Origin of the sequence: Salmonella sp. NW38, assembly GCF_051807745.1 — a bacterium.
Classification (GTDB): Bacteria; Pseudomonadota; Gammaproteobacteria; order Enterobacterales; family Enterobacteriaceae; genus Salmonella; species Salmonella enterica.
Genome location: NZ_JAMMTO010000007.1, coordinates 240,377 through 265,863, shown reverse-complemented (window position 1 = coordinate 265,863; position 25,487 = coordinate 240,377). Strand labels below are relative to the sequence as shown.

Genomic DNA, 25,487 nt, shown 5'->3' with positions numbered 1-25,487 from the left:
CCCGCGTTATGCGGGCGCACCGGCAAGAGATTACGGCGTTACCCCTTTTTTTAAAAGAATATTTCCGTACTTCGCGCACTCACCTGTGATAACGATCGCAAACGCTTTTTGCGCCCGCTCATAAAACGCATAGCGGTCGATACGAACGATATCCGGGCACGGCGCTTCTAATGACAAGGCATCGCGATAGCGCGCTTCAACGCTGGGATCGAGCGTGTCGCCTTCCACGGCGGCCATCATCACCAGCGGCGGGGCGTAGCTATCCAGCTCAAAGAGCGGAATAATTGCCCGCAGTAGATCGCTGACGCTAAGACCATCGGCGCGAATCACCTGCGGGCCCAGGCTATGCGCGGGAAAGTGAGCGTCGGAAAAAATGATTTCGTCCCCGTGGCCCATCTCGGCCAGCACTTTGAGCAGTGTCGGGGAAATTAACGGTGAAATGGTTTTTAGCATTTCATACTCCCTCAATAATTTCAGGTTCGGTTTGCGGCCAGAAATAGCGATACTGATAATTGACCTGCGCACGCGCCTGTTCCGGGCTATTAAATTCGCCTACGCCGTACCAGCCAAACATGGCAGCGCCGGCCACGGTGGTTTCCGCGTCGTCCAGCACTTTGATAGGGATATCAAGCTGATTCGCTTTAATTTGATTCCATAAAGCGTTGCGACTGCCGCCGCCAACCAGTAACAGTTCTGTGGCGTTAAAATGGCCGATTTTCTCCAGCGTGCGCAGATTACGCTGAAGTTGCGCCGTCAGGCCTTCCAGCGCGGCGCGATAGAAATGGCCGCGGGTGGTATTGAGCGTCACGCCCTGCCAGCCTGCATTTTGGCAGGCGAGCAGATCGCACTGCATCCGCACGCCTTCCGCGCCAGCGGGAATAGCGCGCGCTTCGTCGATCAGCGTTTGCCATGGCGTTTCCGGCGTCCACAGCAGTTTTCGTACCCATTCGAGTACGCCGGAGGCCAGCCACTGCATTCCGGGGTTATAAAGCCCCGACTGACTGTCCAGTTCACAGGTCGAGCCTGGATACTGGCTGAGCAGCGAGGTATCCACCTGACCGCTGCGCACCATCAGAATCTCCCATGTTCCTGAGGAGAGCACCGGTTCACCTTGCTGCGCGCCAGCGCCGAATAACGCGAACTGAGTATCGTGTCCGGCAGAGATCACCGGCACACCCGCCGGGAGACCGAGTAGCCTGGCCGCGTCTGTCTGTAGCGTGCCTATCTGGGCGCCCGCTTCCACGATACGCGGGAACAGGCGGCGCGCCAGGCCCGTCGCCTGCAGGATTTCCGGACTAAAGTCGCGCTGATGGATATCCAGTAGCTGGCTGGTGCCTGCCATAGTGATATCGGTCGTAAACTCGCCGGTCAGACGGTGGTTAATCAGCGACGAGATAAACAGCCAGCAGTGAGCTTGTTCCAGCAGGCGCGGATGATTCTCTTTAAGCCAGACCAGTTTATACAGCGTGTTAAAGCTGAACGCGCCGACGCCGGAGAGCGTCTGCAATTGCCGGGGCGAGATAAAGCGCCCAATCGTTTCCATCACGGCAGCGGTTCGCGGGCATTTCCAACTGATGACCGGGTAGAGCAGCTCGCCCTGCGCATCGACCAGCGCGCCATCGACGCCGAACGTAGTCACCGTAATACCGCGAACAACACACTCCGACAGGGCGCTGGAAAGTGACCTGCAACAATCGGCGAAACGTTGCAGGATGGCGTCCAGCGACCACTGATGCCAGGTGCTATTTTCTGCGGCAATGTCGCTGGCGTTAGCGGTTGAGGCGCGGGCGACAATTTTCCCCAGGCGATCAACGGCGATCGCCCGAACGTTAGTCGCACCGCAGTCGAGAACCAGGATAACGTCTTGTTTCATAGATAACTCCATAAACGCCGCCCGATGGCGCTACGCTTATCCGGCCTACGGTTCACGCGTCCGTAGGCCCGGTAAGCCTGCGCCACCGGGCTAAGCCGCATTAACGTTTATACAGCGGGCCATAATTCTGGCAGGCACGATAATCCTGGCCTTCGATATCCATACCGTGAGCCGCCCAGGCGGAAGGACGGTAGATCTTCGCCTCCTCCACGTTGTGCATACATACCGGGATACGCAGCATCGCGGCGAGAGTAATAAAGTCCGCCCCTACATGGCCGATGGTGAGTACGCCGTGGTTAGCGCCCCAGTTCGCCATCACCGAATAGACATCGGTAAACGGGCCTTTGCCGGTAAGACGCGGCGCAAACCAGGTGGTAGGCCAGGTAGAGTTGGTGCGGGCATCGAGCTGATCGTGCATCGCTTTCGGCAGTTCGACGCTCCAGCCCTCGGCGATTTGCAGTACTGGTCCCAGGCCTTTGATGATATTCACGCGGGTCATGGTGAATGGCACGCCGCCTTCGGTCAGGAAACGGGATGAGTAGCCGCCGCCGCGGAAGTATTCGTGAATCGCCGGGCACCATTCAGTGGCCGCCAGACACGCATCCGCCTCTTGTTGGCTGATTTCCCAGTGCGGTTTCATGGTCGGCTTGCCTTCGCTGTCGCGCTGTTTACAGGCACCGTCCAGAGCGGCAGAACCGGAGTTAATCAGGTGAATAATGCCGTGCTCCGCCAGGCCGCTAAGCGCCTGGCCGGTGACGCGTTCTACGGCTTCCGGCGACCAGTAGGTTCGCACGTCGGCGAATATCTGCGCGGTACCGGTGAGTTGATGGCCAAACAGCATCGCTACGCCGTTCAGACTGTCATTTTCGGTGGCGACGACAAACGGTTCGCGTACGCCGTTCCAGTCAAAAGAACTATTGAGCAGCGCTTCGGCGGTATCGCCGTTCGGGTATTGATCGGTCCAGTGGCGCTGACCCTGGAAGCCGGCGGCAATGGCGTTGTAGCCCAGCGATTCTTCAACTAACCCTTTGTCCGCCAGCGTCTTGTTGCCCTGCATCATGTCGCGAATACACATCGCCATCAGCAGGCTCTCTTTTAACACCGCGCGGTTCTGGGCTTCATTGCGCTTATACTGCGAGGCGTTCTGATCTTCGCCGTAGCGGAAGTTTTTATCCGCCCACGCCAGCGCCATCTCCAGTTCGGCCTCATCATAAATTTTTTGATCGATACGGCGGCGCAGTTCGGTCATATCTACCGCTTGCACCTTCATGCCCAGCCAGGATTCGAAGAAGTTATGATCGACAATGGAACCCGCGATCCCCATCGACACGCCGCCGACGGAGAGGTAGCTTTTGCCTTTCATACTGGCAACCGCTAACCCTGCCCGCGCAAAACGCAGCAGTTTTTCTTCGACGTCGGCAGGAATGGAGGTATCGTCGGCATCCTGCACGTCATGGCCATAAATGGAGAACGCCGGAATGCCTTTCTGGCTGTGCGCCGCCAGCGCCGCGGCAAGGTAAACCGCCCCAGGACGCTCTGTGCCGTTAAAGCCCCAGATGGCTTTCGGACGCATCGGGTCCATATCAATGGTTTCGCTGCCATAGCACCAACACGGCGTAACGGTAATGGTCACGCCCACGTTCTGGCTACTGAATTTTTCTTCACAGGCGGCGGATTCCGCCATTCCGGCAATACAGGTATCCGCAATGACGCACTCCACCTGTGCCCCGCAGGCGTGGCGGATTTTCTCGGTGATGAGCGCCGCCGTCGCTTTCGCCATGTTCATGGTTTGCTCTTCGAGCGACTCGCGTACGCCCATACGACGTCCATCAATCACCGGGCGGATACCGATTTTCGGTAAGCTGATTTTTTTCATGACAGATTCCTCACGTTATTCGGATAAATGTTCAGTTTGTCGCCGCTTGTGAACGGAAACGGGCAAAAATGAAGATGACGGCAAAGCACAATGCCGGAACCAGTTCGGCGGTCGGGATTTTGCCTGCGGCGTCGCTAACGAAGCCCATTACTGGCGTGACAATACCGCCGCCAATGATGGTCATGACGATAAAAGACGAGCCGTACTTAGTGTCCTGTCCCAGATTTTTGATACCCAGCGAGAAGATGGTCGGGTACTGGATTGACATAAATGCGCTACACAACGTCAGCGCCAGCAGGCCGATATGTCCGCCGCTAAAGGCGGAAATCAGACACAGGAGCATGGCAAACAGGGCGTAGGCGGCCAGCACTTTATGCGGCGCGAAGCGGCTGATAAGCCAGGTCCCGGTGAAACGGCCGATAAAGAAGCACACCATAGTGCCGGTCAGGTAATTGGCGGCGAAACCGGGCGTCATTCCAGGGATCTCCTCAATGGCGTAGCGGATCAGATAGCTCCAGCAGGCGGTTTGCGCCCCCACGTAGCAGAACTGCGCCAGCACCGCCCAGCGCCAGTGGCGGATACGGATGAGTCGGGAGAGAGAAGATAAGAAAGAGCTTTGTTTAGCATCGCTATGATCGTCACTTTGCAGGGCCGGAAATTTGGTCAGCATAATCAGCAGCGCAACTACTAATACGATGGCGACGATAATCATGTATGGCGTTTGTACCGATAACACCAGGCTGTGTTTATAGGCGCTAAGCTGATCCGGCGTCATTTTATCAAGCGCTTCTTGCGATTGATGCGGCACGTTAGACAAAATAAGGCTTTGCCCAAACACAACGGCGATAATAGCGCCAAAGGAGTTAAAAGTTTGCGCCAGATTAAGCCGGAAATGTCCGCCGCTTTCTGGACCTAATACCGTAACAAAAGGGTTGGCTGCAGTTTCAAGGCAGCCTAAACCGGCGGCGATGATAAACAGGCCAATTAAAAATAATGTGTAATTCATTATCTCGGCGGCAGGCCAGAATAATGCGGCGCCAACAGCATACAAAAAAAGCCCGGTGATAATCCCTGCTTTATAACTGAGTTTTTTCATCAAAATCCCAGCGGGGATTGGAATGACGAAATAACCGAAATAAAACGCTGACTGAATAAGCCCAGCCTGAAAGTTAGTTAGCGTAAAAGCTTGTTGAAACTGCGGTAATAAAATGTCATTCAGATTATTGGCGACGGCCCACAGAAAAAATAGCGAGCAAAGTAAGGCGAATGGAATAATGTAGCGCTTGCTCTTGCTTTGCTCTGCATCCACAGCACGAAAACTCTGCGTTTGTATTGTTGTGTTTCCCATAGCATCCTCATCGGTTCAGAAGCTTTTGCGTGCGGTCGGTTCTGGTCACCAGACCGTAAAATTAGGTGAGTTCGCTTTTCTTTCCGGTAATAAATTGGCGTCCGGAATGAACTCATGGATTCATTTTCAAATAAAAAAGGCCTTTTAATATGATGGCGGTCACATTTATACCTGAGAGCAGATCGTTCTGTGATTATCATCACTTTAATTTTCATAAAAAAATGACCGTTTGAGATGTTTAATTTAAAAAACCACAGACTGAATGCCCGAATTAAATTATTGCCACGAAAACGGGCAGTAGTAACTTATTCTTCATTTTTGCCCGTTTAAAAAAATATTATTAAGAGCGGGCATTTATCGGCGAGAGAAACGGTAGTCGTCTGGTTTATCGTGGCGAATTAATTGATGTGAATCACAAAATATCGTTATTTAAATTCCCTTCTCTTTATTCAGTATGATGATAGTTGCTAACTATTCGATTATTTCAACAGGACAGCAGTGCGATGCGAAAGGCGGTTTTGTTGTCTCATTTTGAATCACAGAGAGAGGTAAATAATGGAACGAAATAGACTGGCGCGGCAGATTATTGATACCTGTCTGGAAATGACGCGGTTAGGGTTAAATCAGGGGACGGCAGGTAACGTGAGCGTACGTTATCAGGGCGGAATGCTGATTACGCCGACGGGGATCCCCTACGAGAAGCTGACAGAGTCGCACATTGTCTTTATTGATGCAGACGGTCAGCATGAGCAGGGCAAACTGCCTTCCAGCGAGTGGCGTTTTCATATGGCGGCATACCAGACGCGCCCTGACGCCAATGCCGTGGTACATAACCACGCTGTCCATTGTACGGCAGTCTCGATCCTGAATCGCCCGATTCCGGCAATTCACTACATGATTGCCGCCGCAGGGGGAAACTCTATTCCCTGCGCGCCCTACGCCACTTTTGGCACCCGCGAACTTTCTGACTATGTTGCCGTGGCGCTTAAAAATCGTAAAGCGACACTGTTACAGCATCACGGGCTTATCGCTTGTGAAGACAATTTAGACAAAGCATTATGGCTGGCGCATGAAGTGGAAGTGCTGGCGCAGCTCTATTTAAGTACGCTGGCCATTGTCGATCCGGTACCGGTACTGGATGACGAGGCGATCGCTATCGTACTGGAGAAATTTAAAACTTACGGATTACGTATTGAAGAGTGATGTCAGGAGACAGGCGATGGCGAACAGAATGATTCTGAATGAAACGGCATGGTTTGGCCGGGGAGCGGTGGACGCATTAACCGATGAGGTGACGCGCCGCGGTTATCATAAAGCGCTGATTGTTACGGATGAAACGCTGGTACAATGCGGTGTGGTCGATAAAGTGACAAGCAGAATGGATGCCGCAGGGCTGGCGTGGGAAATCTATGCGGGCGTGATCCCTAATCCTACGATTTCCGTTGTCCAGGAAGGGCTTAAGGTCTTTACCCAAAGCGGCGCGGACTATCTCATCGCCATTGGCGGCGGTTCTCCGCAGGATACCTGCAAAGCGATCGGTATTATCAGTAACAATCCGGAATTTGCCGATGTGCGCAGTCTGGAAGGGCTATCGCCGACCCGTAAACCCAGCGTGCCGATTATGGCGATCCCGACAACGGCGGGAACCGCGGCGGAAGTCACTATCAATTATGTGATTACCGATGAAGAGAAACGGCGCAAATTCGTTTGTGTCGATCCACATGATATTCCGCAGGCGGCATTTATCGATGCCGATATGATGGACGGTATGCCGCCCGCGCTGAAAGCGGCAACGGGCGTGGATGCGCTAACCCATGCTATTGAAGGCTATATTACCCGGGCCGCATGGGCGCTGACGGATGCATTACATATCAAAGCCATTGAGATTATTGCTGGCGCGCTGCGCGGCGCCGTAGCCGGAGAAAAAGAGGCCGGTGAGGCGATGGCGCTGGGGCAATACGTTGCCGGGATGGGGTTTTCCAATGTGGGGCTGGGACTGGTGCATGGGATGGCGCATCCGTTGGGCGCGTTTTACAACACGCCGCACGGCGTCGCGAATGCTATTTTGCTTCCGCATGTGATGCGTTTCAATGCCGGGTCTACCAACGAGAAATTCCGTGATATCGCCCGGGCGATGGGGGTGAAGGTAGAAGGATTGAGTCTTGAAGAGGCGCGTAATGCCGCAGTGGAAGCCGTATTTACGCTAAATCGCGATGTGGGAATTCCGCTGTATTTGCGTGATGTTGGCGTTCGAAAAGAGGATATCCCGGCGCTGGCGCAGGCGGCGTTCGATGATGTCTGTACGGGCGGCAATCCGCGTGAAGCGAGTCTGGCGGACATTGTCGAACTGTATCATCTCGCCTGGTAATTTTGCCGGATGGCGCTGCGCTTATCCGCTCTACATTTCGTGCAGTCCTGTAGGCAGGATAAGGCGTTCACGCCGCCATCCGGCAACAAAACTACCGCGCCAGCCGTAGCTGCTGTAAGTTTCCGTCAATATGTAAATCGGTTTGCAGGCGTGCAATATCGCGGCAGAGAAATGCCATTTCTTTATGCGTCTCAAGCTTTTTGCGCCACTTTTCCGGCACCTCGTCCAGATGGGCGTAAATTCCCTCCAGATTTTGAAACTGAATCAACAGCTGGGTCGCGCTTTTGGGGCCGATACCGGCAACGCCGGGGACTTTCGAACTGCTGATTCCTGCCAGACCCCAGTAATCCGGCAACTGCCGGGGAAGTACGCCAAACTCTTTTTCAATAAACGGCGCGTCCAGCCAGCGTTTCTGGAAGTAGTCGCGAATGCGCAATCCCGGAGAGAGCAACTGGCAATAGCCTTTATCGGTTGACACAATGGTTGCCTGGTGTCCGGCTTCGGTAACTTTTAGCGCCAGCGTCGCCGCCAGATCGTCCGCTTCGTTACCGTCTGATGCCCAACAGCGTACGCCGCGCTGTTCAAACGCGGCGCGTAGGGTGGGCATTTCATTATGTAAATCGTCAGGCATCGGCGGACGTCCTGCTTTGTAGTCCGGCAAACGCTGATGACGCCAGCCGCTGCTGCGCGCGTCGTCATCAAATACCGCTACGGCATGGGTTGGCTGGCTGTGGATAATCAATTGATCGAGCGCGTGTTGGCAGGTTTCCACACAGGGCGATCCCTGAACGGCGTGAATACGGCGAATCAAATTGAGCGCGTCGACGATAAGCAGATGAGCAGCCACGGTGTTCTCCCTTACAAACCTGCGCGTAGGGTAACATTCACGGCGGGGGGAGGCGAGCATTGCGAAATAGCACTATCCGTAGGCCTGACAAGCGAAGCGACATCAGGCAACAAAGCCGGATGGCGGCGAGCGCCTTATCCGGCCTACAGATCCTAAAATGTGCTGAGAATTAATCGCAGGTAACGATCTTCATCGCCAGGCCGCCGCGCGAAGTTTCGCGGTACTTAGCGTTCATGTCTTTACCGGTTTCGTACATGGTCTCAATCACTTTATCGAGGCATACACGCGGTTCGCTGGTACGGCGCAGCGCCATACGCGCGGCGTTGACCGCTTTGACTGAAGCAATTGCGTTACGCTCAATGCAGGGAACCTGTACCTGACCGGCAACCGGATCGCAAGTTAACCCCAGATTATGCTCCATGGCGATTTCTGCGGCGATACACACCTGCGCCGGACTACCGCCCAGCAGCTCGGCCAGACCCGCTGCCGCCATGGAACAGGCCACGCCGACCTCTCCCTGACAACCCACTTCGGCGCCGGAAATAGAGGCGTTCATCTTATACAGCGAGCCAATCGCGCTGGCGACCAGCATATAGCGAGCAAGTGAGTTAGCATTTACTTCGCGGATAAACTTGTCATAGTACGCCAGCACCGCCGGAACAATACCACATGCGCCGTTAGTCGGCGCAGTGACTACTCGTCCGCCTGCGGCATTCTCTTCGTTCACCGCCAGCGCGAACATATTGATCCAGTCGACGACCGCCATCGGATCGGTGGTGGTCTTATCCTGACTGACCAGCACCCGACGCAGCGCCGCCGCGCGACGCGGAACGCGCAGTTTGCCCGGCAATACGCCCTCGGTGGTGATACCGCGCTCAATACCGCTGCGCATTACCTCCCAGACCCTGGCGAAGTGCTGCTCCAGCGCTTCTTTACTGTGCAGGGCCAGTTCGTTTTGCATCATCAGACCGGAGAGCGACAGACCCGTCTCCTGGCAGTGGCGCTGTAAATCCGCGGCGGTTTTGTAAGGGTACGGCACGTTAACAGGTTCGCTATTCGTCAAACCAAAGTGCTCTTCATCGACGATAAAGCCGCCGCCAATGGAGTAGTAGGTTTGGCTGTAGAGCACCTTATCGCCCGCCAGCGCGGTAATACGCATCCCGTTTTCATGCAGAGACAGGTTGTCGGCGTGGAAATTCATGCACTTATCGACCGGAAATTCGACTTCATGCTGCCCATTGGCCAGTAGTAAACGCCCATGGGTGTTCACATCCTGGATAAAGGACGGAATGGCGTCGATATCGACGGTGTCCGGCAGATTCCCCGCCAGGCCCATAATAATGGCGATATCAGTGTGGTGGCCTTTACCCGTCAATGACAGAGAGCCGTAGACATCCACCACGACGCGGGTGACATCTGTAAGGATATGGCGGGCAATCAGATCATCCGTGAACTGCTTGCCTGCTTTCATTGGTCCGACGGTGTGAGAACTGGAAGGGCCAATGCCGATTTTAAAAATATCGAATACGCTAATCATAGGGCATCCATTGCGGTTGTATCATAGAGAAGCGCCGCAGTAAGCGGCGCTAAAGGACTTAGCTGAACAGTGAGTAGAAAATAGCGGAGATGGCAATCAGGCCCATAATCACAACGAATACGTTGCTGATATGACCGCTGTACTTACGCATTGCCGGTACTTTCTGGATGGCATACATCGGCATCAGGAACAGAATCATCGCGATGATCGGGCCGCCCAGGGTTTCAATCATGCCCAGGATGCTGGGGTTCAGCGTCGCCACAATCCAGGTGGTGACCAGCATGAACAGCGCGGTAATTTTATTCAGTTTGTTGATTTCGATGGATTTACCTTTACCACGCAGCGATTTAATCACCATACCGTTAAAGCCTTCACGCGCGCCCAGGTAGTGGCCGAGGAAGGATTTGGTGATAGCAATCATCGCAATAATCGGCGCCATCCAGGCGATGATCGGCGCGTTAAAGTGGTTCGCCAGGTAAGACAGAATAGAGATGTTCTGCTCTTTTGCCGCCGCCAGATCTGCCGGCGTCAGGCTCAGCACGCAGCTGAAGACGAAGAACATCACGGTCAGCACCATCATGATGTGGGCGAAGGCCAGAATTTTAGAACATTTCTTCTCAGCGCCTTCACCGTACTCTTCACGCTTCGCAACCGCGAAGGAGGAGATGATCGGGGAGTGGTTGAAAGAGAAAACCATCACCGGAATCGCCAGCCACAGCGTCATCCACAGACCGTTACCGGTAGACGCGGCGGAATCAAAGGACAGCGTTTCCAGCGCCGCGCCGTTCCACTGCGGGATCAGGTACAAGGCCAGCAGCATCAGCGCAGCGACGAACGGGAATACCAGGATACTCATCGCCTTAACGATCATTTGCTCGCCGAAGCGCACGATGGTCATCATGCCAACAATCAGGATCAGGGAAAGAATCGCCCGCGGCGGCGGATTAATCGCTAACTGGTGGGTCAGGAAGCTTTCCACGGTATTAGTAATCGCCACGCTGTAAACCAGCAGGATGGGGTAAATCGCGAAGAAGTAGAGCAGGGTAATCAGTTTACCTGCGCCGATACCGAAGTGTTCCTCAACGACTTCAGTGATGTCTTCACCCGGGTTTTTACCGGACAGCACGAAGCGGGTTAAACCACGGTGTGCGAAAAAGGTCATCGGGAAAGCGAGAATCGCCATGATGATGAGCGGAATCATGCCGCCGACGCCTGCGTTGATCGGCAGGAACAGAACGCCCGCGCCGATTGCCGTGCCGTAAAGGCCCAGCATCCACATGGTATCCGTTTTGCGCCATGCGCTTCGAGAGTCAATCGAAGCAATAGTGCTGGTCTGAGTGGTTTCCATCTATTTCTCCTGGAGGATGCTAAAAATCAGGTTGCTGGTCTAATCCAATGAAAAAAGACCTGATCGTAAAATGAAATCTGCTTAGGGACGCTTTTTATATAATTTTTCGCCGTAATAATTTTCGGGCGGAAAGATACATTTAAGTGATGAATCTATCAGTGATCCCGATCTCAAATGCAATAATCCGCTTCTTACATGGATAAATTTGGACCATTAATCTATTAAAAAAACGTCATAACGAATTTCCGGGCGCGAAGGCTACCATTAACGATATAAGGCCGGAAAGATTGGGGCGCAAGATACGGAGGTTTGACTATAAAAATCAAGGTTTTTAGTGAATTCTGACGAAGAATAAGAGTTTGGACCGATAAATCACGGTAAGAGGAGTGAGGTAAACGTTTGCCTGGCAATCTATTTATGATGAATTATAAATGGTGTTTATAAAACAATGCGGGCTATGCCTCTGATGATCATCATAAAAAATGAAGGCATACGTTAATCGCCATACCGCAATGAAAGGAATGGGAGAAGCGCCCGGCTGCTGGCGGCAACCGGGCATAAGCGCTAAGCGCAGATCTCGTAACAGGGGATGTAGGCGGAACCTGGCAATTTCATACGATGCTGCGCGACGAATCCCTGCAGCAGATCGTCCATGCGACGCATCATCTCTCGATCGCCGTGGATTTTATACGGACCATTAGCTTCAATGGCGCGTATCCCGACCTCCTTCACGTTCCCCGCGACAATACCGGAGAAGGCGCGCCGCAGATCCGCCGCCAGAATCTCAACCGGTTGATCCGGGTACAGTTTCAGGTTGGCCATATTCTCATGCGACGGCTCAAACGGCACCTGCAGATCCGGTGCAATACGCATCGACCAGTTAAAACTATAGGCGTCGCCGGTATCGCGGCGATTCTCTTTCACTTGCGGCATCGCTTTCTTCATCAGCCGCGCTACCTCCGCCGCATCGTCAATGATGATGCGGTAATGACGGCGGGCCGCTTCGCCCAGCGTATGGGTAATAAACTCATCCAGCACGCGGAAGTAATCGGCGCTCTCTTTTGGTCCGGTCAGGATCAGCGGCAGCACCTGATTTTTATTGGCTGGATTCATCAGAATCCCCAGCAAATAAAGCAGCTCTTCCGCCGTACCCACGCCGCCCGGGAAGATGATGATACCGTGTGCGATACGGACGAACGCTTCCAGGCGTTTTTCGATATCCGGCATGATGATCAGTTCGTTCACCAGCGGGTTAGGCGGTTCAGCCGCAATAATGGAAGGTTCAGTCATGCCGATAAAGCGGCTGTCTTTATAACGCTGCTGCGCGTGACCGACCGCCGCGCCCTTCATGGGGGCTTCCATCGCCCCAGGGCCGCAGCCGGTGCAGATGTTCAGCTCGCGTAATCCCAACTGTGTGCCGACGCGACGGGCATACAGGTACTCGTTTTCGTTAATTGAGTGGCCGCCCCAGCATACCACCATGTTTGGCGCTTCGCCGACGTGCAGCGCCCGGGCGTTGCGCAAAATGGAGAACACCAGATTGGTGATATGTGTTGAGCTTTCAAGATCCAGATGCTGGAAACGACCGGCATTATGGATCTGCCCATTCACAAAGAGAATGTCGCGCAGCACCGCGAACAGGTTAGCCTGTAGCGCACGAATAATCCGCCCGTCAACAAAGGCGTCTTCAGGCGGATTAATCAATTCCAGCTTCACGCCGCGCTCGCGGCGCAGCACGTTAATATCGAAATTTTCAAAGCGGGACAGCAGCTCTTTGCTGTTGTCGGTCAGGCTGCCGGAGTTAAGAACGGCAAGTGAACAGTTACGAAACAGTTGATACAGGTCGCTACTGGCCGTGCGTTTCAGCATGTCCACTTCCAGTTGCGACAACATATCCATTGAGCCAAGCGGGCTAATATGTGTAATCAAGTAAACTCCTTATGGGACGCAACACGCCATTCCCTGTTGATTACAATAGCCCTGGCTGATGACCTTTCACAACCTTACATGCGCAATCCGGCACGCAAAATTGACAAAAAAGATTACTGACGCGCCAGCCTGCCCGTGGCGGGCACAAAATCGGCATTGCTGCGCCAGGGATTAATGTCCAGCCCGCCGCGGCGGGTATAGCGCGCATAAACGCTTAACGTTTCCGGCTGGCAGAAGCGCAGAATGTCATTAAAAATACGCTCTACGCACTGCTCGTGAAATTCATTATGGTGACGGAAGGAGACCAGATAACGCAGCAGTTTTTCCCTGTCGATTTTGCGCCCGCGATACTGAATTTGTATTGAGCCCCAGTCCGGTTGGTGGGTGATCAGGCAGTTGGATTTCAGCAGATGACTGACCAGCGTCTCCTCTACTTGCTTCTCGCCGCTGACCGCATGTTGCAGATAGTCGGTAGTAAACTGGTAGTTGTCGATACTGATATCCTGATCGTCAATACAGGTGCCGTGGAAATGGGCGACAGGCTGTCCTTCCAGCTCATCAAGACGATGAAGCCTCACGCTAACGTTGCCCTGCGCGCAGGCGCGCAGATCGCGCTCCAGCGTCTGGCGCACCGTCTCCCAGGTGTCAAAGCGCGTCTGGTTAAAGCTGTTCAGATACAGTTTAAAGCTTTTGGATTCGATTAAATTAACGCTGGTGTAATCCAGTTCGACATGCCCGACGGCGACCTGCGGAAGACCACGGCTGTTAAGCCAGGAAAGTTCATACAACGTCCAGATATCCGCGCCGTGGAACGGCAAATTATCGGCTGTTAATCCGAGCGGGTCGCGATTCAAACTGCGCGGTACGCCCTGCAGCAGGCTGGCGTCATAATTGTCCCGGTAATCCGTTGATTTTCCGAGAGTCAGGCCATCGAGAGCCTGATGGTTTTCATAAGAAGACATGTTTCACCGTCATAAACCAGATACACTATGCGCCAAGTGTATCCTGGCTTTTATGAAGAGAGAAACTGGTGGACGAACTGACAGCGCAGGCATTGAAAGCCTTTACGACGCGTTACTGCGACGCGTGGCAAGAAAAACACGGTAGCTGGCCGTTGAGCGAAGAACTGTATGGCGTACCTTCTCCGTGCATTATTTCTTCAACCCGCGATGCCGTTTACTGGCAGCCGCAACCTTTTGAAGGCGAAGAAAATGTAAACGCGGTTGAACGCGCCTTCGATATTATGGTACAACCTGCGCTCCACGCGTTTTACACCACGCAGTTTGCTGGCGACATGCCCGCGCAGTTCGCGGATGAAAAGCTTACGCTACTGCAAACCTGGAGTCAGGATGACTTTCGGCGCGTGCAGGAAAATCTGATAGGCCACCTGGTCACGCAAAAGCGGCTCAAGCTTCCTCCCACGCTTTTTATTGCGACGCAGGAAAATGAGCTTGAGGTCATTTCGGTCTGTAATCTGTCCGGCGAGGTGATTAAAGAAACGCTGGGCACCCGCAATCGTACCGTTCTTGCCGCAACGCTTGCGGAATTCCTTACGCAACTTAATCCTCTTCTGTAATCGTTTGCCCTAACAGGTGTGAGAGATCTCTTACAAAGTCTGTAGGAGATCGCCAGGATATCAGCGGATACTGAGTCCCGTTTTCTTATGTAAGTCTATATAAAACAACCTGTTAAAATGTTTTTGCGCACTTTCATATGAAAATTTACTTAAGGTATTGTCTGTAGGTGTCTTGTAAGACAAGGTGAAACAGGCGATTCTATCTTCGTCGACAGGGAGTCGTACAACGAAGCGAACGTCAGGATGATGGCGCTTCAGCAGGACACGCCAGGATGGTGTTACAAGGAAAGGCTTCAGGATGAAGCAAAGTGGAAAGCGCAGGATGCGTTAAAGGACACCTCCAGGACGGAGAACGAGAGCCGATCAGGATGTTCGGCGGGTCTGGATGACCAGGGACGCTTCAGGAAGAAGCTATCACATCGGGCGATGTGCGCAGGATGCAAACGTTCAGGATGAACAGGCCGTAAGGTCACAGGAAAAGTTGTCACGGATGAGCAGGGAGCACGAAAAGTAGCTGGAATGCTGCGAAACGAACCGGGAGCACTGTTTATACAGTGCTCCCTTTTTTTTGTTATTCTTCGCGCCAGATTTTCATCATTGAGGTTTTTAACATGACGACTCATGACCGTGTGCGTCAGCAGTTACATGCGCTTGAAACGCTGCTGCGCGAGCATCGCCACTGGCGGCTGGATGCGCCGCAGGCGCACCTGTTTACCAGCACCCAACCATTTTTTATGGATACCATGGAACCGCTGGAATGGCTGCAATGGGTATTGATCCCTCGTATGCATACCCTACTTGATAATGCGCAGCCGCTGCCCGAGGCGTTCGCCGTCGCCCCTTATTATGAAATGGCGCTGGCGGCGGATCATCCGCAGAGGGAGGCGATCCTGGCGGTTTTGCAGGATTTGGATGCGCTATTCGTCCGCGATAAATCCTGATGCTGGAGATCCTCTATCAAGACCCGTGGCTGGTTGCCGTGAATAAACCCGCAGGCTGGCTTGTTCACCGGAGCTGGCTGGATCGCGACGAAAAAGTCGTGGTCATGCAAACGGTGCGCGACCAAATCGGCCAGCATGTTTTTACCGCCCACCGTCTCGACAGACCCACGTCGGGCGTACTGTTAATGGGGCTGTCCAGCGAAGCGGGACGCCGTCTGGCGCAGCAGTTCGAGCAGCACCACATCCGTAAACGCTACCATGCCATTGTGCGCGGCTGGCTGATGGATGACGCAGTACTGGATTATCCGCTGGTGGAAGAGCGCGATAAAATTGCTGATAAATTCGCCCGCGAGGATAAAGCGCCCCAGCCGGCTGTAACGCAGTATCGCGGACTGGCGACGGTCGAAATGGCGGTGCCGACCGGACGTTATCCCACCACGCGTTATGGTCTGGTTGAGCTGGAACCAAAAACGGGACGCAAGCACCAGCTTCGTCGTCATCTGGCGCATCTGCGTCATCCTATCATCGGCGACAGCAAGCATGGCGATTTGCGACAAAACCGCAGCGCCGCAGAGCATTTTGCCTGTCGTCGCCTGATGCTTCATGCCAGTCGGCTTGAACTGACGCACCCCTTCACCGGACAGCCGTTGATGATTCAGGCCGGGTTGGATGAAACCTGGATGCAGGCGCTGACACAGTTTGGCTGGCGTGGACTTCTCCCTGACAATGAAAGGGTTGAGTTTACGGCGGCGTCCCGGCAGGATGAGACTCATCAGGCATAATTCAGGGAGATACGCATAATGGCGGAAATTGGTATTTTTGTCGGGACCATGTATGGCAACTCACTGCTGGTGGCGGAAGAAGCGGAAGCGATCCTCGCCAGACAGGGCCACAGCGCGACCGTGTTTGAAGATCCTGAACTGTCCGACTGGCAGCAATATCAGGATAAGGTTGCGCTGGTCGTTACCTCGACGACCGGGCAGGGCGATCTACCGGATAGCATTGCGCCGCTCTTTCACGGCATTAAAGATACCGTCGGTTTTCAACCAAACCTGCGTTACGGGGTGATTGCGTTAGGTGATAGCAGCTACCCCAATTTCTGTAATGGCGGCAAACAGTTTGATGCCCTGTTGCAAGAGCAAAGCGCGCAGCGGGTGGGGGAGATATTATTCATTGACGCCAGCGAACATCCGGAGCCGGAGAGCCAATCCAATCCCTGGGTTGAAAACTGGGGAACTTTACTTTCCTGAGGTAAATCCCTCCCCCCTACGGGAGGGTACCTTTTCGTTTGCTTGCGTTGCCAGTAAGCAAAATCACGACCTGTATACAGTATAAAGTAACTGAATCGTGTTAGCTTTGGGCATATGCCCGCAAAAGCGGCAGTTTTTTACGGGCGTTTTCATGTAATCAAGCGACCTGTTTCACATTCTTCTCTTTTTATTCCTCCTGCGTCGACGCCTGACGCCTTCTGATTTCATTTCCGTGAAGTGGCTTCCACTGTCCTGGGCTTTTGCCATAAACAGGCGTAATTCATCGCCAAAATACTGTGTTGTTGCACGGTGAGTGTGTGTGGCGCGCTTTTTATACTTCTCCTGCCAGTGAATAAAAGCATGCAGCGTGCAAAGCAAACGACCTAATAAAAGCTGCAACAAGGAAACGTTATCTCTGATTCCCTACCGGTTGTGCAGTTCAGAGTGAGCGTAGCTAACGCGAAATTTCAGGAGTGCAACAATGAGTTCATTAAGTCACGCGGCGAGCAGTGCGGAGAAACGCACGAACGCCCGCTACTGGATAGTGGTGATGCTGTTTATCGTCACATCCTTCAACTACGGCGACCGCGCCACATTGTCCATTGCCGGCTCAGAAATGGCCAAAGATATCGGCCTTGATCCGGTAGGCATGGGCTATGTTTTTTCTGCTTTTTCATGGGCCTATGTTATCGGGCAGATCCCGGGCGGCTGGCTGCTGGACCGCTTTGGTTCCAAACGCGTCTATTTCTGGTCTATTTTCATTTGGTCAGTCTTCACCCTGTTGCAGGGTTTTGTCGATATCTTTAGTGGTTTCGGCATTATTGTTGCCCTCTTTACGCTTCGTTTCCTGGTTGGTCTGGCGGAATCGCCTTCTTTCCCGGGCAACAGTCGCATTGTTGCAGCCTGGTTCCCGGCGCAGGAGAGAGGAACGGCGGTGGCCATCTTTAACTCCGCGCAATACTTTGCCACGGTTATTTTCGCGCCGATTATGGGCTGGCTGACGCACGAAGTGGGCTGGTCGCATGTCTTCTTCTTTATGGGCGGGTTAGGGATCATCATCAGCTTTATCTGGTTGAAAGTTATTCATGAACCAAATAACCATCCGGGCGTAAATAAGAAAGAGTTGGAGTACATCGCAGAAGGCGGCGCGCTGATCAATATGGATCAGAAAGACACCAAAGCGAAAGTACCGTTTAGCGTCAAATGGGGCCAGATCAAACAGCTGCTGGGCTCTCGTATGATGATTGGCGTTTACATCGGTCAGTACTGTATTAACGCATTGACCTATTTCTTTATTACCTGGTTCCCGGTCTATTTGGTTCAGGCGCGCGGCATGTCGATTCTCAAAGCGGGCTTTGTCGCCTCGGTTCCTGCGGTCTGCGGCTTTATCGGCGGCGTGTTGGGCGGCATCATTTCCGACTGGCTGATGCGTCGTACTGGCTCCCTGAATATCGCGCGCAAGACGCCGATTGTGCTGGGGATGTTGCTGTCAATGGTTATGGTGTTCTGTAACTATGTGAACGTGGAATGGATGATCATCGGCTTTATGGCGTTGGCCTTCTTCGGTAAAGGTATCGGCGCGTTGGGCTGGGCAGTAATGGCGGATACCGCGCCGAAAGAGATCAGCGGTCTTTCCGGCGGCTTGTTTAATATGTTCGGCAATATTTCCGGTATTGTGACGCCAATCGCGATTGGTTACATCGTTGGCACCACCGGTTCCTTCAACGGCGCGTTGATCTATGTCGGCGTTCATGCCCTGGTGGCCATCATCAGCTATCTGGTGCTGGTAGGCGATATTAAGCGTATTGAACTGAAACCTGTCGCAGGACAATTATCATGACAACGCAATCCAGTCCCGTTATTACGGACATGAAGGTCATTCCGGTTGCCGGACATGACAGTATGCTACTCAACATCGGCGGCGCGCATAACGCGTACTTCACCCGTAACATCGTCGTCCTCACCGATAACGCCGGGCATACTGGCGTCGGTGAGGCGCCGGGCGGAGAAGTGATTTATCAGACGCTGGTCGATGCTATTCCGATGGTATTAGGCCAGGAAGTCGCCCGCCTGAACAAAGTGGTGCAGCAGGTGCATAAAGGCAACCAGGCCGCTGATTTTGACACCTTTGGTAAAGGCGCATGGACGTTTGAACTGCGGGTTAACGCGGTGGCGGCTTTGGAAGCGGCGCTGCTTGATCTACTGGGACAGGCGCTTAATGTGCCGGTCTGTGAACTGTTAGGACCCGGTAAACAGCGCGATGCCGTCACCGTGTTAGGCTATCTCTTCTATATTGGCGATCGTACTAAAACCGATCTGCCGTATCTGGAAAGCACGCCGGGCAGTCATGAATGGTACCGTCTGCGCCATCAGGAAGCGCTGAACAGCGACGCGGTCGTGCGGCTGGCGGAAGCGTCTCAGGATCGCTACGGTTTTAAAGATTTTAAACTCAAGGGTGGCGTGCTGCCGGGCGAACAAGAGATTGATACCGTTCGCGCGCTAAAAAAACGCTTCCCGGACGCGCGTATTACCGTGGATCCGAACGGCGCCTGGCTACTGGATGAAGCCATTGCGTTGTGCAAAGGGCTGAATGATGTACTGACCTACGCGGAAGATCCGTGCGGCGCGGAGCAAGGATTCTCTGGTCGTGAAGTCATGGCGGAGTTCCGCCGTGCTACAGGACTGCCGGTAGCGACCAATATGATTGCCACCAACTGGCGTGAAATGGGACACGCGGCGATGCTCAATGCGGTAGACATTCCTCTTGCCGACCCGCATTTCTGGACTCTCACCGGCGCCGTTCGCGTGGCGCAACTGTGCGATGACTGGGGGCTAACCTGGGGCTGCCATTCGAATAACCATTTTGATATTTCACTGGCGATGTTTACCCATGTCGGCGCGGCGGCGCCAGGCAAACCCACCGCTATTGATACGCACTGGATCTGGCAGGAGGGCGATTGCCGCCTGACTAAAAATCCGCTGGAAATTAAAAACGGCAAAATTGCCGTTCCGGATGCGCCAGGACTGGGCGTGGAGCTTGACTGGGAACAGGTGCGAAAAGCGCATGACGCGTATAAAACGCTGCCAGGCGGCGCGCGTAATGATGCAGGCCCGATGCAATACCTGATCCCCGGCTGGACTTTTGACCGCAAACGCCCTGTTTTTGGTCGTCACTAATTCTGAATAAGGACACAGTTATGAGTACTCAATTTACGACGCCTGTAGTGACTGAAATGCAGGTTATCCCGGTTGCGGGCCATGACAGTATGCTGATGAACCTGAGCGGCGCGCATGCCCCGTTCTTCACGCGCAACATCGTCATTATTAAAGATAACTCCGGTCATACCGGGGTCGGCGAGATTCCGGGCGGCGAAAAAATCCGCAAAACGCTGGAAGATGCGATCCCACTGGTGGTGGGAAAAACGCTGGGTGAATATAAAAATGTCCTGACCGCCGTTCGCAACCAGTTTGCCGATCGCGATGCGGGCGGACGCGGTTTACAAACGTTCGATCTCCGTACCACTATCCATGTGGTGACTGGTATTGAAGCGGCAATGCTTGACCTTTTAGGCCAACACCTGGGCGTCAACGTCGCTTCGCTGTTAGGCGACGGTCAGCAGCGCAGCGAAGTCGAAATGCTGGGTTATCTGTTCTTTGTCGGCAATCGCAAGGCCACGCCACTGCCGTATCAGAGCCAGCCGGATGAGCCATGCGACTGGTATCGTCTGCGCCATGAAGAGGCGATGACGCCGGAAACGGTAGTGCGTCTGGCGGAAGCCGCCTATGAAAAATACGGCTTCAACGACTTCAAACTGAAAGGCGGCGTGCTGGCGGGCGAAGAAGAGGCCGAGTCAATCGTAGCGCTGGCGAAACGTTTCCCACAAGCGCGCGTCACGCTCGATCCAAACGGTGCCTGGTCGCTGAACGAAGCGATCAGCATTGGTAAATACCTGAAAGGTTCTCTGGCCTATGCAGAAGATCCGTGCGGCGCGGAGCAGGGTTTTTCCGGACGTGAAGTGATGGCGGAATTCCGTCGCGCGACCGGATTACCGACGGCCACCAATATGATAGCGACCGACTGGCGTCAAATGGGGCATACGCTGTCGCTGCAATCCGTCGATATCCCGCTGGCGGACCCGCACTTCTGGACTATGCAAGGCTCTGTACGCGTGGCGCAAATGTGTCATGAGTTCGGTCTGACCTGGGGCTCGCACTCTAACAACCACTTTGATATTTCGTTGGCGATGTTTACCCATGTTGCCGCGGCGGCGCCGGGCAAGATCACCGCGATCGATACCCACTGGATCTGGCAGGAAGGCAACCAACGTCTGACTAAAGAACCGTTTGAAATTAAAGGCGGCATGGTGCAAGTACCGACCAAACCGGGGCTGGGCGTTGAGCTCGATATGGATCAGGTGATGAAAGCGCATGAGCTTTATCAAAAGCATGGCTTAGGCGCGCGTGACGACGCGATGGGAATGCAGTACTTAATTCCTGGCTGGACGTTTGATAATAAGCGTCCTTGCATGGTGCGTTAAGTCAGAGCCGGTTCCGTAAGGAACCGGTCCTTCTCTGGGTGTATGCTTAACAGGATCAACATGCGTAAGGACGACTTATGAAAATAGTGATCGCACCAGACTCGTATAAGGAAAGTTTGAGTGCTCTTGAGGTAGCGACCGCCATTGAACAAGGATTTCGCGAGATCTGGCCTGACGCCGATTACCTGAAATTACCGCTGGCTGATGGCGGAGAAGGTACTGTCGAAGCGATGGTTGAAGCGACGGCGGGTCGAATCGTGCATGTTGAGGTCACCGGGCCGTTGGGGCATCGCGTCAATGCGTTTTATGGGCTTTCCGGCGATGCGCGTTCCGCGTTCATTGAAATGGCGGCCGCCAGTGGGCTGGAGCAGGTACCGCCCGCGCAACGCGATCCGTTGAAGACCACATCATGGGGAACCGGCGAGCTGATCCGTCATGCGCTGGATGCGGGCGTTGAGCATATCATTATTGGTATCGGCGGTAGCGCCACCAACGATGGCGGCGCGGGGATGGTGCAGGCGCTGGGGGCCAGGCTACGGGATGCGCAGGGCAATGATATTGTGCAAGGCGGCATTGGGCTGGAAACACTCGCCAGCATTGATATCAGCGGCCTGGATAAGCGTTTGTCGGCGTGTCATATAGAGGTCGCCTGCGATGTCACGAATCCCCTTACCGGCAAAGAGGGCGCGTCTGCGGTTTTTGGTCCGCAAAAAGGGGCGACGCCGGAAATGATTGAACGCCTGGATACGGCATTGACTCGCTATGCGCATTTGATTGCCCGCGATCTGCATGTCGATGTGTTGGATCTGGCAGGCGGCGGCGCGGCAGGCGGCATGGGGGCGGCGTTATACGCGTTTTGCGGCGCGCAGCTACGGCGTGGTATTGAGATTGTCACCGATGCGCTTCATCTGGAAGCGTGTCTTGCGGATGCTGATTTAGTCATCACCGGCGAGGGGCGCATCGACAGCCAGACCATTCACGGTAAAGTCCCTATTGGCGTGGCAAACATCGCCAAACGGTATAACAAGCCGGTAATTGGTATTGCGGGTAGCCTGACGGCGGATGTTGGCGTGGTTCATGAACATGGGCTTGATGCCGTTTTCAGCGTGATTTATACCATCTGTACGCTGGAGGACGCGCTGAAGAATGCGAGTGAAAACGTACGAATGACCGCGCGCAACGTGGCTGCAACGCTGAAAGCGGGGCAACAGTTACGCTGAGTTATAGGCCGGATAAGGCGGTCATGCCGCCATCCGGCGAATATCAGCCCAATATCTTCTTCGCTTCACGCGCGACATTATCCATCTCATCCAGCAGCTCCAGAAACTCAGGCTCCAGCTCCTCTTCGTGGACGCCGCTGCGAAGCTGTTGCTCAATAAGCTGGCAAAGGTTCTTCATCCGCGGTACGCCGCTATAGCCGCAGCTCCCGTGTAGCTTATGGATCAGATCGACCAGACCGTTGGGGTTTTCTCCCACCAGTTGTTCTTCAATTTTGTTGCGCACTTCCGGCAGAAAATCAATCAGCATTTGCAGCATATCCCGTGCCAGATCGGGCTTACCGGCAGCCTGGCGGAGCGCAAGCTGCCAGTCGAGCGTCGCATTCGGATTGAAGATAAACTCAGCCGGTTCCGGCGCCATCAGGCGCGCTGCTACGTTGGCGCCGGGTTTATAGCGCAGCAACAGATTATGCAACTTCTCTTCTTCTATCGGTTTAGCCAGATAGTCGTTCATGCCCGCGCTGAGCAACTTCTCTTTTTGCCCGGCCATCGCATGTGCCGTAACGGCAATAACCGGTGTTTGCTGCTGATGAGGAAGCTGGTGAATTAACTCGCAGGCGCGTATGCCGTCCATATCCGGCATCTGAATATCCATCAAAATCAGATCAAACTGCATTTGTTTCGCCCGATCCACCGCCTGATGTCCGCTATCACAAAGCTCTACGTGCTGGACTTTATCTTCCAGTAACGCGCCGATAAGCTTCAGATTAGCGGGATTATCATCAACCGCCATAACCGTCATGGTGATTTTACTGGTATCCATTAGCAGCGGTTCAGGATGGTGATTCAACTGGCAATATTCCGTCAGCGCTGGCAACAGGCGCGTTGACGTCAATGGTTTTAACAGACAGGCCGCCGCGCCTCCTTGTTTCAGCTTTTCGGCGTTAATTTGCGCATGGCAAGGTAGCGCCAGCAGTAGAAAGTCCGTCATTGACGCCGCTTTCGCCAGACGTTCATGCTGCATGGTGAGCGGCTCGCGGAAGGTCACCGGAACGCTCAAAATCATAATATCGTAGTGCGCTAACGGCAGCGCGGAGAAGGTCGGGCTGTAAACCACCTCCACCGGCGTGTCGCTCAGTAGATCCAGGGTACATTGCGCGGCGGTAGCATTCGGTTCGACATAAGCCAGCCGTTTTCCGGCCAGACATGCGGTCGACGGCCCGTCAATAATAACATTTGGGTTAAGATCAAGATTAATATGAAACCAGAAGGTCGAGCCGCGATTAGGCTGGCTGTGGAAAGAGATATCCCCGCCCATTTCGTTGACCAGCTTTTGCGTAATCACCAGCCCAAGCCCGGTGCCGCCGTGACGGCGAGAAATACTGGCATCGGCCTGGCGAAACGCCTGAAACAGTCGCGACTGGTCGCGTTCTGGAATGCCGATCCCCGTATCGCGGATCTGCACTTCAATCTGTACTTTGGTGTTACTGAGCGCCCGCTTTTCTACCAGAATATCGATATTGCCACTCTCGGTGAACTTAATGGCATTACCCACCAGATTAGTAATGACCTGTTGCAGGCGCAGCGGGTCGCCAATCACATTATCCGGGACGTCGTTTTTAATATTTAACGTCAACTCCAGCCCTTTATCATGCGACGAGTGGGCCAGCAGCGTAACCACTTCATCCAGCGTGTTGCGCAGTGGAAAAGGGATACTTTCCAGAATGAGCTTACCGGCTTCCAGCTTGGAGAAATCGAGCACGTCATTAATGATTGCCAGCAGATTATTCGCGGAACGCTCAATGGTGTTCAGATGGTCACGCTGGGTGGGGTTCAGCTCCGTTTTTAATGTCAGGCGGGTAAAGCCAATGACGCCGTTCAGCGGCGTTCGCAGTTCGTGAGACATGTTCGCCAGGAACTCCGACTTAATACGCGCCGCTTCCTGGGCACGCTTTTTCGCCAGATCCAGCTCAACGTTTTGGATTTCCATCTGCTCAAGGGTTTCACGCAGGTCCGAAGTGGCCTGATCGATATTATGCTGCATCTCTTCGTGATAGGCGGCAAGCGACATCGCCATGGAATTAATGCCGTTTTTCAGCATATCCAGTTCGCCCAGCATAAATCCTTCCACACGGCTATCCAGTTGTCCGCGGCGAATGCGGTCAACGGTATTCACCATATTACGGATAGGCCCGGTGACATCGCGCATAAGCCGCCAGCCAAAGATCAGCGCAATGCCAATACAAAAAAGCATCATCACGCTGGAGATAAAAATCTCTTTGTATTGCTGTAGCCTTACCGACTTGAGATCCAGTTCAAGCGCCACATACCCCAGCATATTTTTGGTATTTTTCGCGTCGGCAATGGCTGACTCGTCCGGCGAATAGCTCTCCGAGATAATCGGAGTGCGCAGAATCATAATATCGCCGTGGCGATCGACGCTCAGACGACGTGGAAACGGCGCTCCGGCGGGAAGCTGCATCTGTGAGGGGTCCAGATGGAAATTAGACGTTACAAACAGACGGTTATGATCGTCATAAACGGAAATCGCCCGCACAATATCAGAGTGTCTGCGGTGCAGGACGCTGATAAGTTGGCCGATAGACTCCCGGTTTTGTAAGTTCATACCATATTCGCTGGAGACGGCGAGCGGTTCAATAATACTGGCGCCGGCATCTTCCAGTTGACGCTGCAGGTCGTTATAGCGGTGCACTACAAAAAAGATACTGAGCAGCAAACCTATCAGGACGGTCGGGGCCAGGATCAGAATCATCATGCGTGCGCGCAGGCTGTAGTTGGTCATGGAGTTCCGTTATGGGACAATTAGGGTCACACTGTT

Annotated in this window: 20 protein-coding genes; 10 read left to right on the top strand and 10 right to left on the bottom strand. The window is 53.8% G+C overall.

Going from position 1 to position 25,487, the window contains the following annotated elements; genetic code table 11:
• Positions 1-30: 30 nt before the first annotated feature.
• The 4 genes from fucU to fucP form a co-directional block, all read right to left on the bottom strand.
• Entirely contained in the window at positions 31-453 is a 423-nt protein-coding gene (gene fucU / locus NA624_RS14550; protein WP_000920848.1) for an L-fucose mutarotase, read from the bottom strand.
• 1 nt (position 454) lies between these two features.
• A complete protein-coding gene (gene fucK, locus NA624_RS14545) occupies positions 455-1,873 on the bottom strand; it encodes an L-fuculokinase (protein ID WP_000806772.1) in 1,419 nt (472 codons plus the stop codon).
• 100 nt (positions 1,874-1,973) lie between these two features.
• Positions 1,974-3,749 (bottom strand): L-fucose isomerase, encoded by a 1,776-nt coding sequence (gene fucI, locus NA624_RS14540; protein ID WP_000724126.1) that lies wholly within the window; start codon positions 3,747-3,749, stop codon positions 1,974-1,976.
• A gap of 31 nt (positions 3,750-3,780) precedes the next feature.
• A complete protein-coding gene (gene fucP, locus NA624_RS14535; RefSeq protein WP_000528622.1) occupies positions 3,781-5,097 on the bottom strand; it encodes an L-fucose:H+ symporter permease in 1,317 nt (438 codons plus the stop codon).
• Between the two features lie 555 nt (positions 5,098-5,652).
• Here fucP and fucA point away from each other — a divergent pair.
• Both fucA and fucO read left to right on the top strand, forming a co-directional pair.
• Positions 5,653-6,300, top strand: coding sequence for an L-fuculose-phosphate aldolase (gene fucA / locus NA624_RS14530; RefSeq protein ID WP_000440830.1), 648 nt, complete (start codon positions 5,653-5,655; stop codon positions 6,298-6,300).
• Between the two features lie 16 nt (positions 6,301-6,316).
• Positions 6,317-7,465 (top strand): lactaldehyde reductase, encoded by a 1,149-nt coding sequence (gene fucO, locus NA624_RS14525; protein WP_000013550.1) that lies wholly within the window; start codon positions 6,317-6,319, stop codon positions 7,463-7,465.
• A gap of 91 nt (positions 7,466-7,556) precedes the next feature.
• Here the strand turns inward: fucO and xni are convergent, their stop codons facing one another.
• The 5 genes from xni to queF all read right to left on the bottom strand — a co-directional run bounded on the left by xni (position 7,557) and on the right by queF (position 14,088).
• Complete coding sequence (gene xni / locus NA624_RS14520) at positions 7,557-8,312, bottom strand: flap endonuclease Xni (RefSeq protein ID WP_001528011.1); 756 nt, start codon at positions 8,310-8,312, stop codon at positions 7,557-7,559.
• Positions 8,313-8,481: 169 nt separating this feature from the next.
• Positions 8,482-9,849 carry an L-serine ammonia-lyase II gene (gene sdaB, locus NA624_RS14515; protein WP_000626384.1) on the bottom strand — a complete coding sequence of 456 codons (1,368 nt, stop codon included), beginning with the start codon at positions 9,847-9,849 and terminating at the stop codon, positions 8,482-8,484.
• Positions 9,850-9,907: 58 nt separating this feature from the next.
• The gene (gene sdaC / locus NA624_RS14510) at positions 9,908-11,197 is read right to left on the bottom strand and encodes an HAAAP family serine/threonine permease SdaC (RefSeq protein ID WP_000450462.1); all 1,290 of its coding nucleotides are present in this window, start codon (positions 11,195-11,197) and stop codon (positions 9,908-9,910) included.
• A gap of 564 nt (positions 11,198-11,761) precedes the next feature.
• Positions 11,762-13,126, bottom strand: coding sequence for a nucleotide 5'-monophosphate nucleosidase PpnN (gene ppnN, locus NA624_RS14505; protein WP_000627973.1), 1,365 nt, complete (start codon positions 13,124-13,126; stop codon positions 11,762-11,764).
• A gap of 113 nt (positions 13,127-13,239) precedes the next feature.
• Positions 13,240-14,088 (bottom strand): NADPH-dependent 7-cyano-7-deazaguanine reductase QueF, encoded by an 849-nt coding sequence (gene queF, locus NA624_RS14500; protein WP_000100465.1) that lies wholly within the window; start codon positions 14,086-14,088, stop codon positions 13,240-13,242.
• Positions 14,089-14,156: 68 nt separating this feature from the next.
• On the opposite strand from queF, the gene syd reads away from it, so the two are divergent.
• The 8 genes from syd (at position 14,157) to NA624_RS14460 (ending at position 22,651) form a co-directional block, all read left to right on the top strand.
• Positions 14,157-14,702, top strand: coding sequence for a SecY-interacting protein (gene syd / locus NA624_RS14495; RefSeq protein WP_000343990.1), 546 nt, complete (start codon positions 14,157-14,159; stop codon positions 14,700-14,702).
• A 611-nt stretch (positions 14,703-15,313) separates the two neighbouring features.
• Positions 15,314-15,643 carry a YqcC family protein gene (locus NA624_RS14490; RefSeq protein ID WP_000207010.1) on the top strand — a complete coding sequence of 110 codons (330 nt, stop codon included), beginning with the start codon at positions 15,314-15,316 and terminating at the stop codon, positions 15,641-15,643.
• Positions 15,643-16,425, top strand: a complete 783-nt coding sequence (gene truC, locus NA624_RS14485; RefSeq protein ID WP_000890030.1) for a tRNA pseudouridine(65) synthase TruC — start codon at positions 15,643-15,645, stop codon at positions 16,423-16,425. Before NA624_RS14490 ends, truC begins: the two co-directional genes overlap by 1 nt.
• A gap of 18 nt (positions 16,426-16,443) precedes the next feature.
• Positions 16,444-16,893, top strand: a complete 450-nt coding sequence (locus NA624_RS14480; RefSeq protein ID WP_000807738.1) for a flavodoxin — start codon at positions 16,444-16,446, stop codon at positions 16,891-16,893.
• A gap of 481 nt (positions 16,894-17,374) precedes the next feature.
• Positions 17,375-18,733, top strand: a complete 1,359-nt coding sequence (gene gudP / locus NA624_RS14475) for a galactarate/glucarate/glycerate transporter GudP (protein WP_000097015.1) — start codon at positions 17,375-17,377, stop codon at positions 18,731-18,733.
• Complete coding sequence (locus tag NA624_RS14470; protein ID WP_000211804.1) at positions 18,730-20,070, top strand: enolase C-terminal domain-like protein; 1,341 nt, start codon at positions 18,730-18,732, stop codon at positions 20,068-20,070. The genes gudP and NA624_RS14470 overlap by 4 nt, the downstream gene beginning before the upstream one ends.
• Before the next feature lie 20 nt (positions 20,071-20,090).
• On the top strand, positions 20,091-21,431 hold the full coding sequence (gudD, locus tag NA624_RS14465) for a glucarate dehydratase (protein WP_000107109.1): 1,341 nt from the start codon (positions 20,091-20,093) through the stop codon (positions 21,429-21,431).
• A gap of 77 nt (positions 21,432-21,508) precedes the next feature.
• Entirely contained in the window at positions 21,509-22,651 is a 1,143-nt protein-coding gene (locus NA624_RS14460) for a glycerate kinase (protein WP_000706486.1), read from the top strand.
• A gap of 43 nt (positions 22,652-22,694) precedes the next feature.
• Here NA624_RS14460 and barA read toward each other — a convergent pair whose 3' ends face one another.
• Positions 22,695-25,451, bottom strand: coding sequence for a two-component sensor histidine kinase BarA (gene barA / locus NA624_RS14455; protein ID WP_000186399.1), 2,757 nt, complete (start codon positions 25,449-25,451; stop codon positions 22,695-22,697).
• Positions 25,452-25,487: the final 36 nt, after the last annotated feature.

What these genes read in the sequence shown, in the direction of transcription:
- fucU (WP_000920848.1), bottom strand. Translation starts at nt 453, where the DNA reads ATGCTAAAAACCATTTCACCGTTAATTTCCCCGACACTGCTCAAAGTG.
- fucK (WP_000806772.1), bottom strand. Translation starts at nt 1,873, where the DNA reads ATGAAACAAGACGTTATCCTGGTTCTCGACTGCGGTGCGACTAACGTT.
- fucI (WP_000724126.1), bottom strand. Translation starts at nt 3,749, where the DNA reads ATGAAAAAAATCAGCTTACCGAAAATCGGTATCCGCCCGGTGATTGAT.
- fucP (WP_000528622.1), bottom strand. Translation starts at nt 5,097, where the DNA reads ATGGGAAACACAACAATACAAACGCAGAGTTTTCGTGCTGTGGATGCA.
- fucA (WP_000440830.1), top strand. Translation starts at nt 5,653, where the DNA reads ATGGAACGAAATAGACTGGCGCGGCAGATTATTGATACCTGTCTGGAA.
- fucO (WP_000013550.1), top strand. Translation starts at nt 6,317, where the DNA reads ATGGCGAACAGAATGATTCTGAATGAAACGGCATGGTTTGGCCGGGGA.
- sdaB (WP_000626384.1), bottom strand. Translation starts at nt 9,849, where the DNA reads ATGATTAGCGTATTCGATATTTTTAAAATCGGCATTGGCCCTTCCAGT.
- sdaC (WP_000450462.1), bottom strand. Translation starts at nt 11,197, where the DNA reads ATGGAAACCACTCAGACCAGCACTATTGCTTCGATTGACTCTCGAAGC.
- queF (WP_000100465.1), bottom strand. Translation starts at nt 14,088, where the DNA reads ATGTCTTCTTATGAAAACCATCAGGCTCTCGATGGCCTGACTCTCGGA.
- NA624_RS14490 (WP_000207010.1), top strand. Translation starts at nt 15,314, where the DNA reads ATGACGACTCATGACCGTGTGCGTCAGCAGTTACATGCGCTTGAAACG.
- truC (WP_000890030.1), top strand. Translation starts at nt 15,643, where the DNA reads ATGCTGGAGATCCTCTATCAAGACCCGTGGCTGGTTGCCGTGAATAAA.
- NA624_RS14480 (WP_000807738.1), top strand. Translation starts at nt 16,444, where the DNA reads ATGGCGGAAATTGGTATTTTTGTCGGGACCATGTATGGCAACTCACTG.
- gudP (WP_000097015.1), top strand. Translation starts at nt 17,375, where the DNA reads ATGAGTTCATTAAGTCACGCGGCGAGCAGTGCGGAGAAACGCACGAAC.
- NA624_RS14470 (WP_000211804.1), top strand. Translation starts at nt 18,730, where the DNA reads ATGACAACGCAATCCAGTCCCGTTATTACGGACATGAAGGTCATTCCG.
- gudD (WP_000107109.1), top strand. Translation starts at nt 20,091, where the DNA reads ATGAGTACTCAATTTACGACGCCTGTAGTGACTGAAATGCAGGTTATC.
- NA624_RS14460 (WP_000706486.1), top strand. Translation starts at nt 21,509, where the DNA reads ATGAAAATAGTGATCGCACCAGACTCGTATAAGGAAAGTTTGAGTGCT.
- barA (WP_000186399.1), bottom strand. Translation starts at nt 25,451, where the DNA reads ATGACCAACTACAGCCTGCGCGCACGCATGATGATTCTGATCCTGGCC.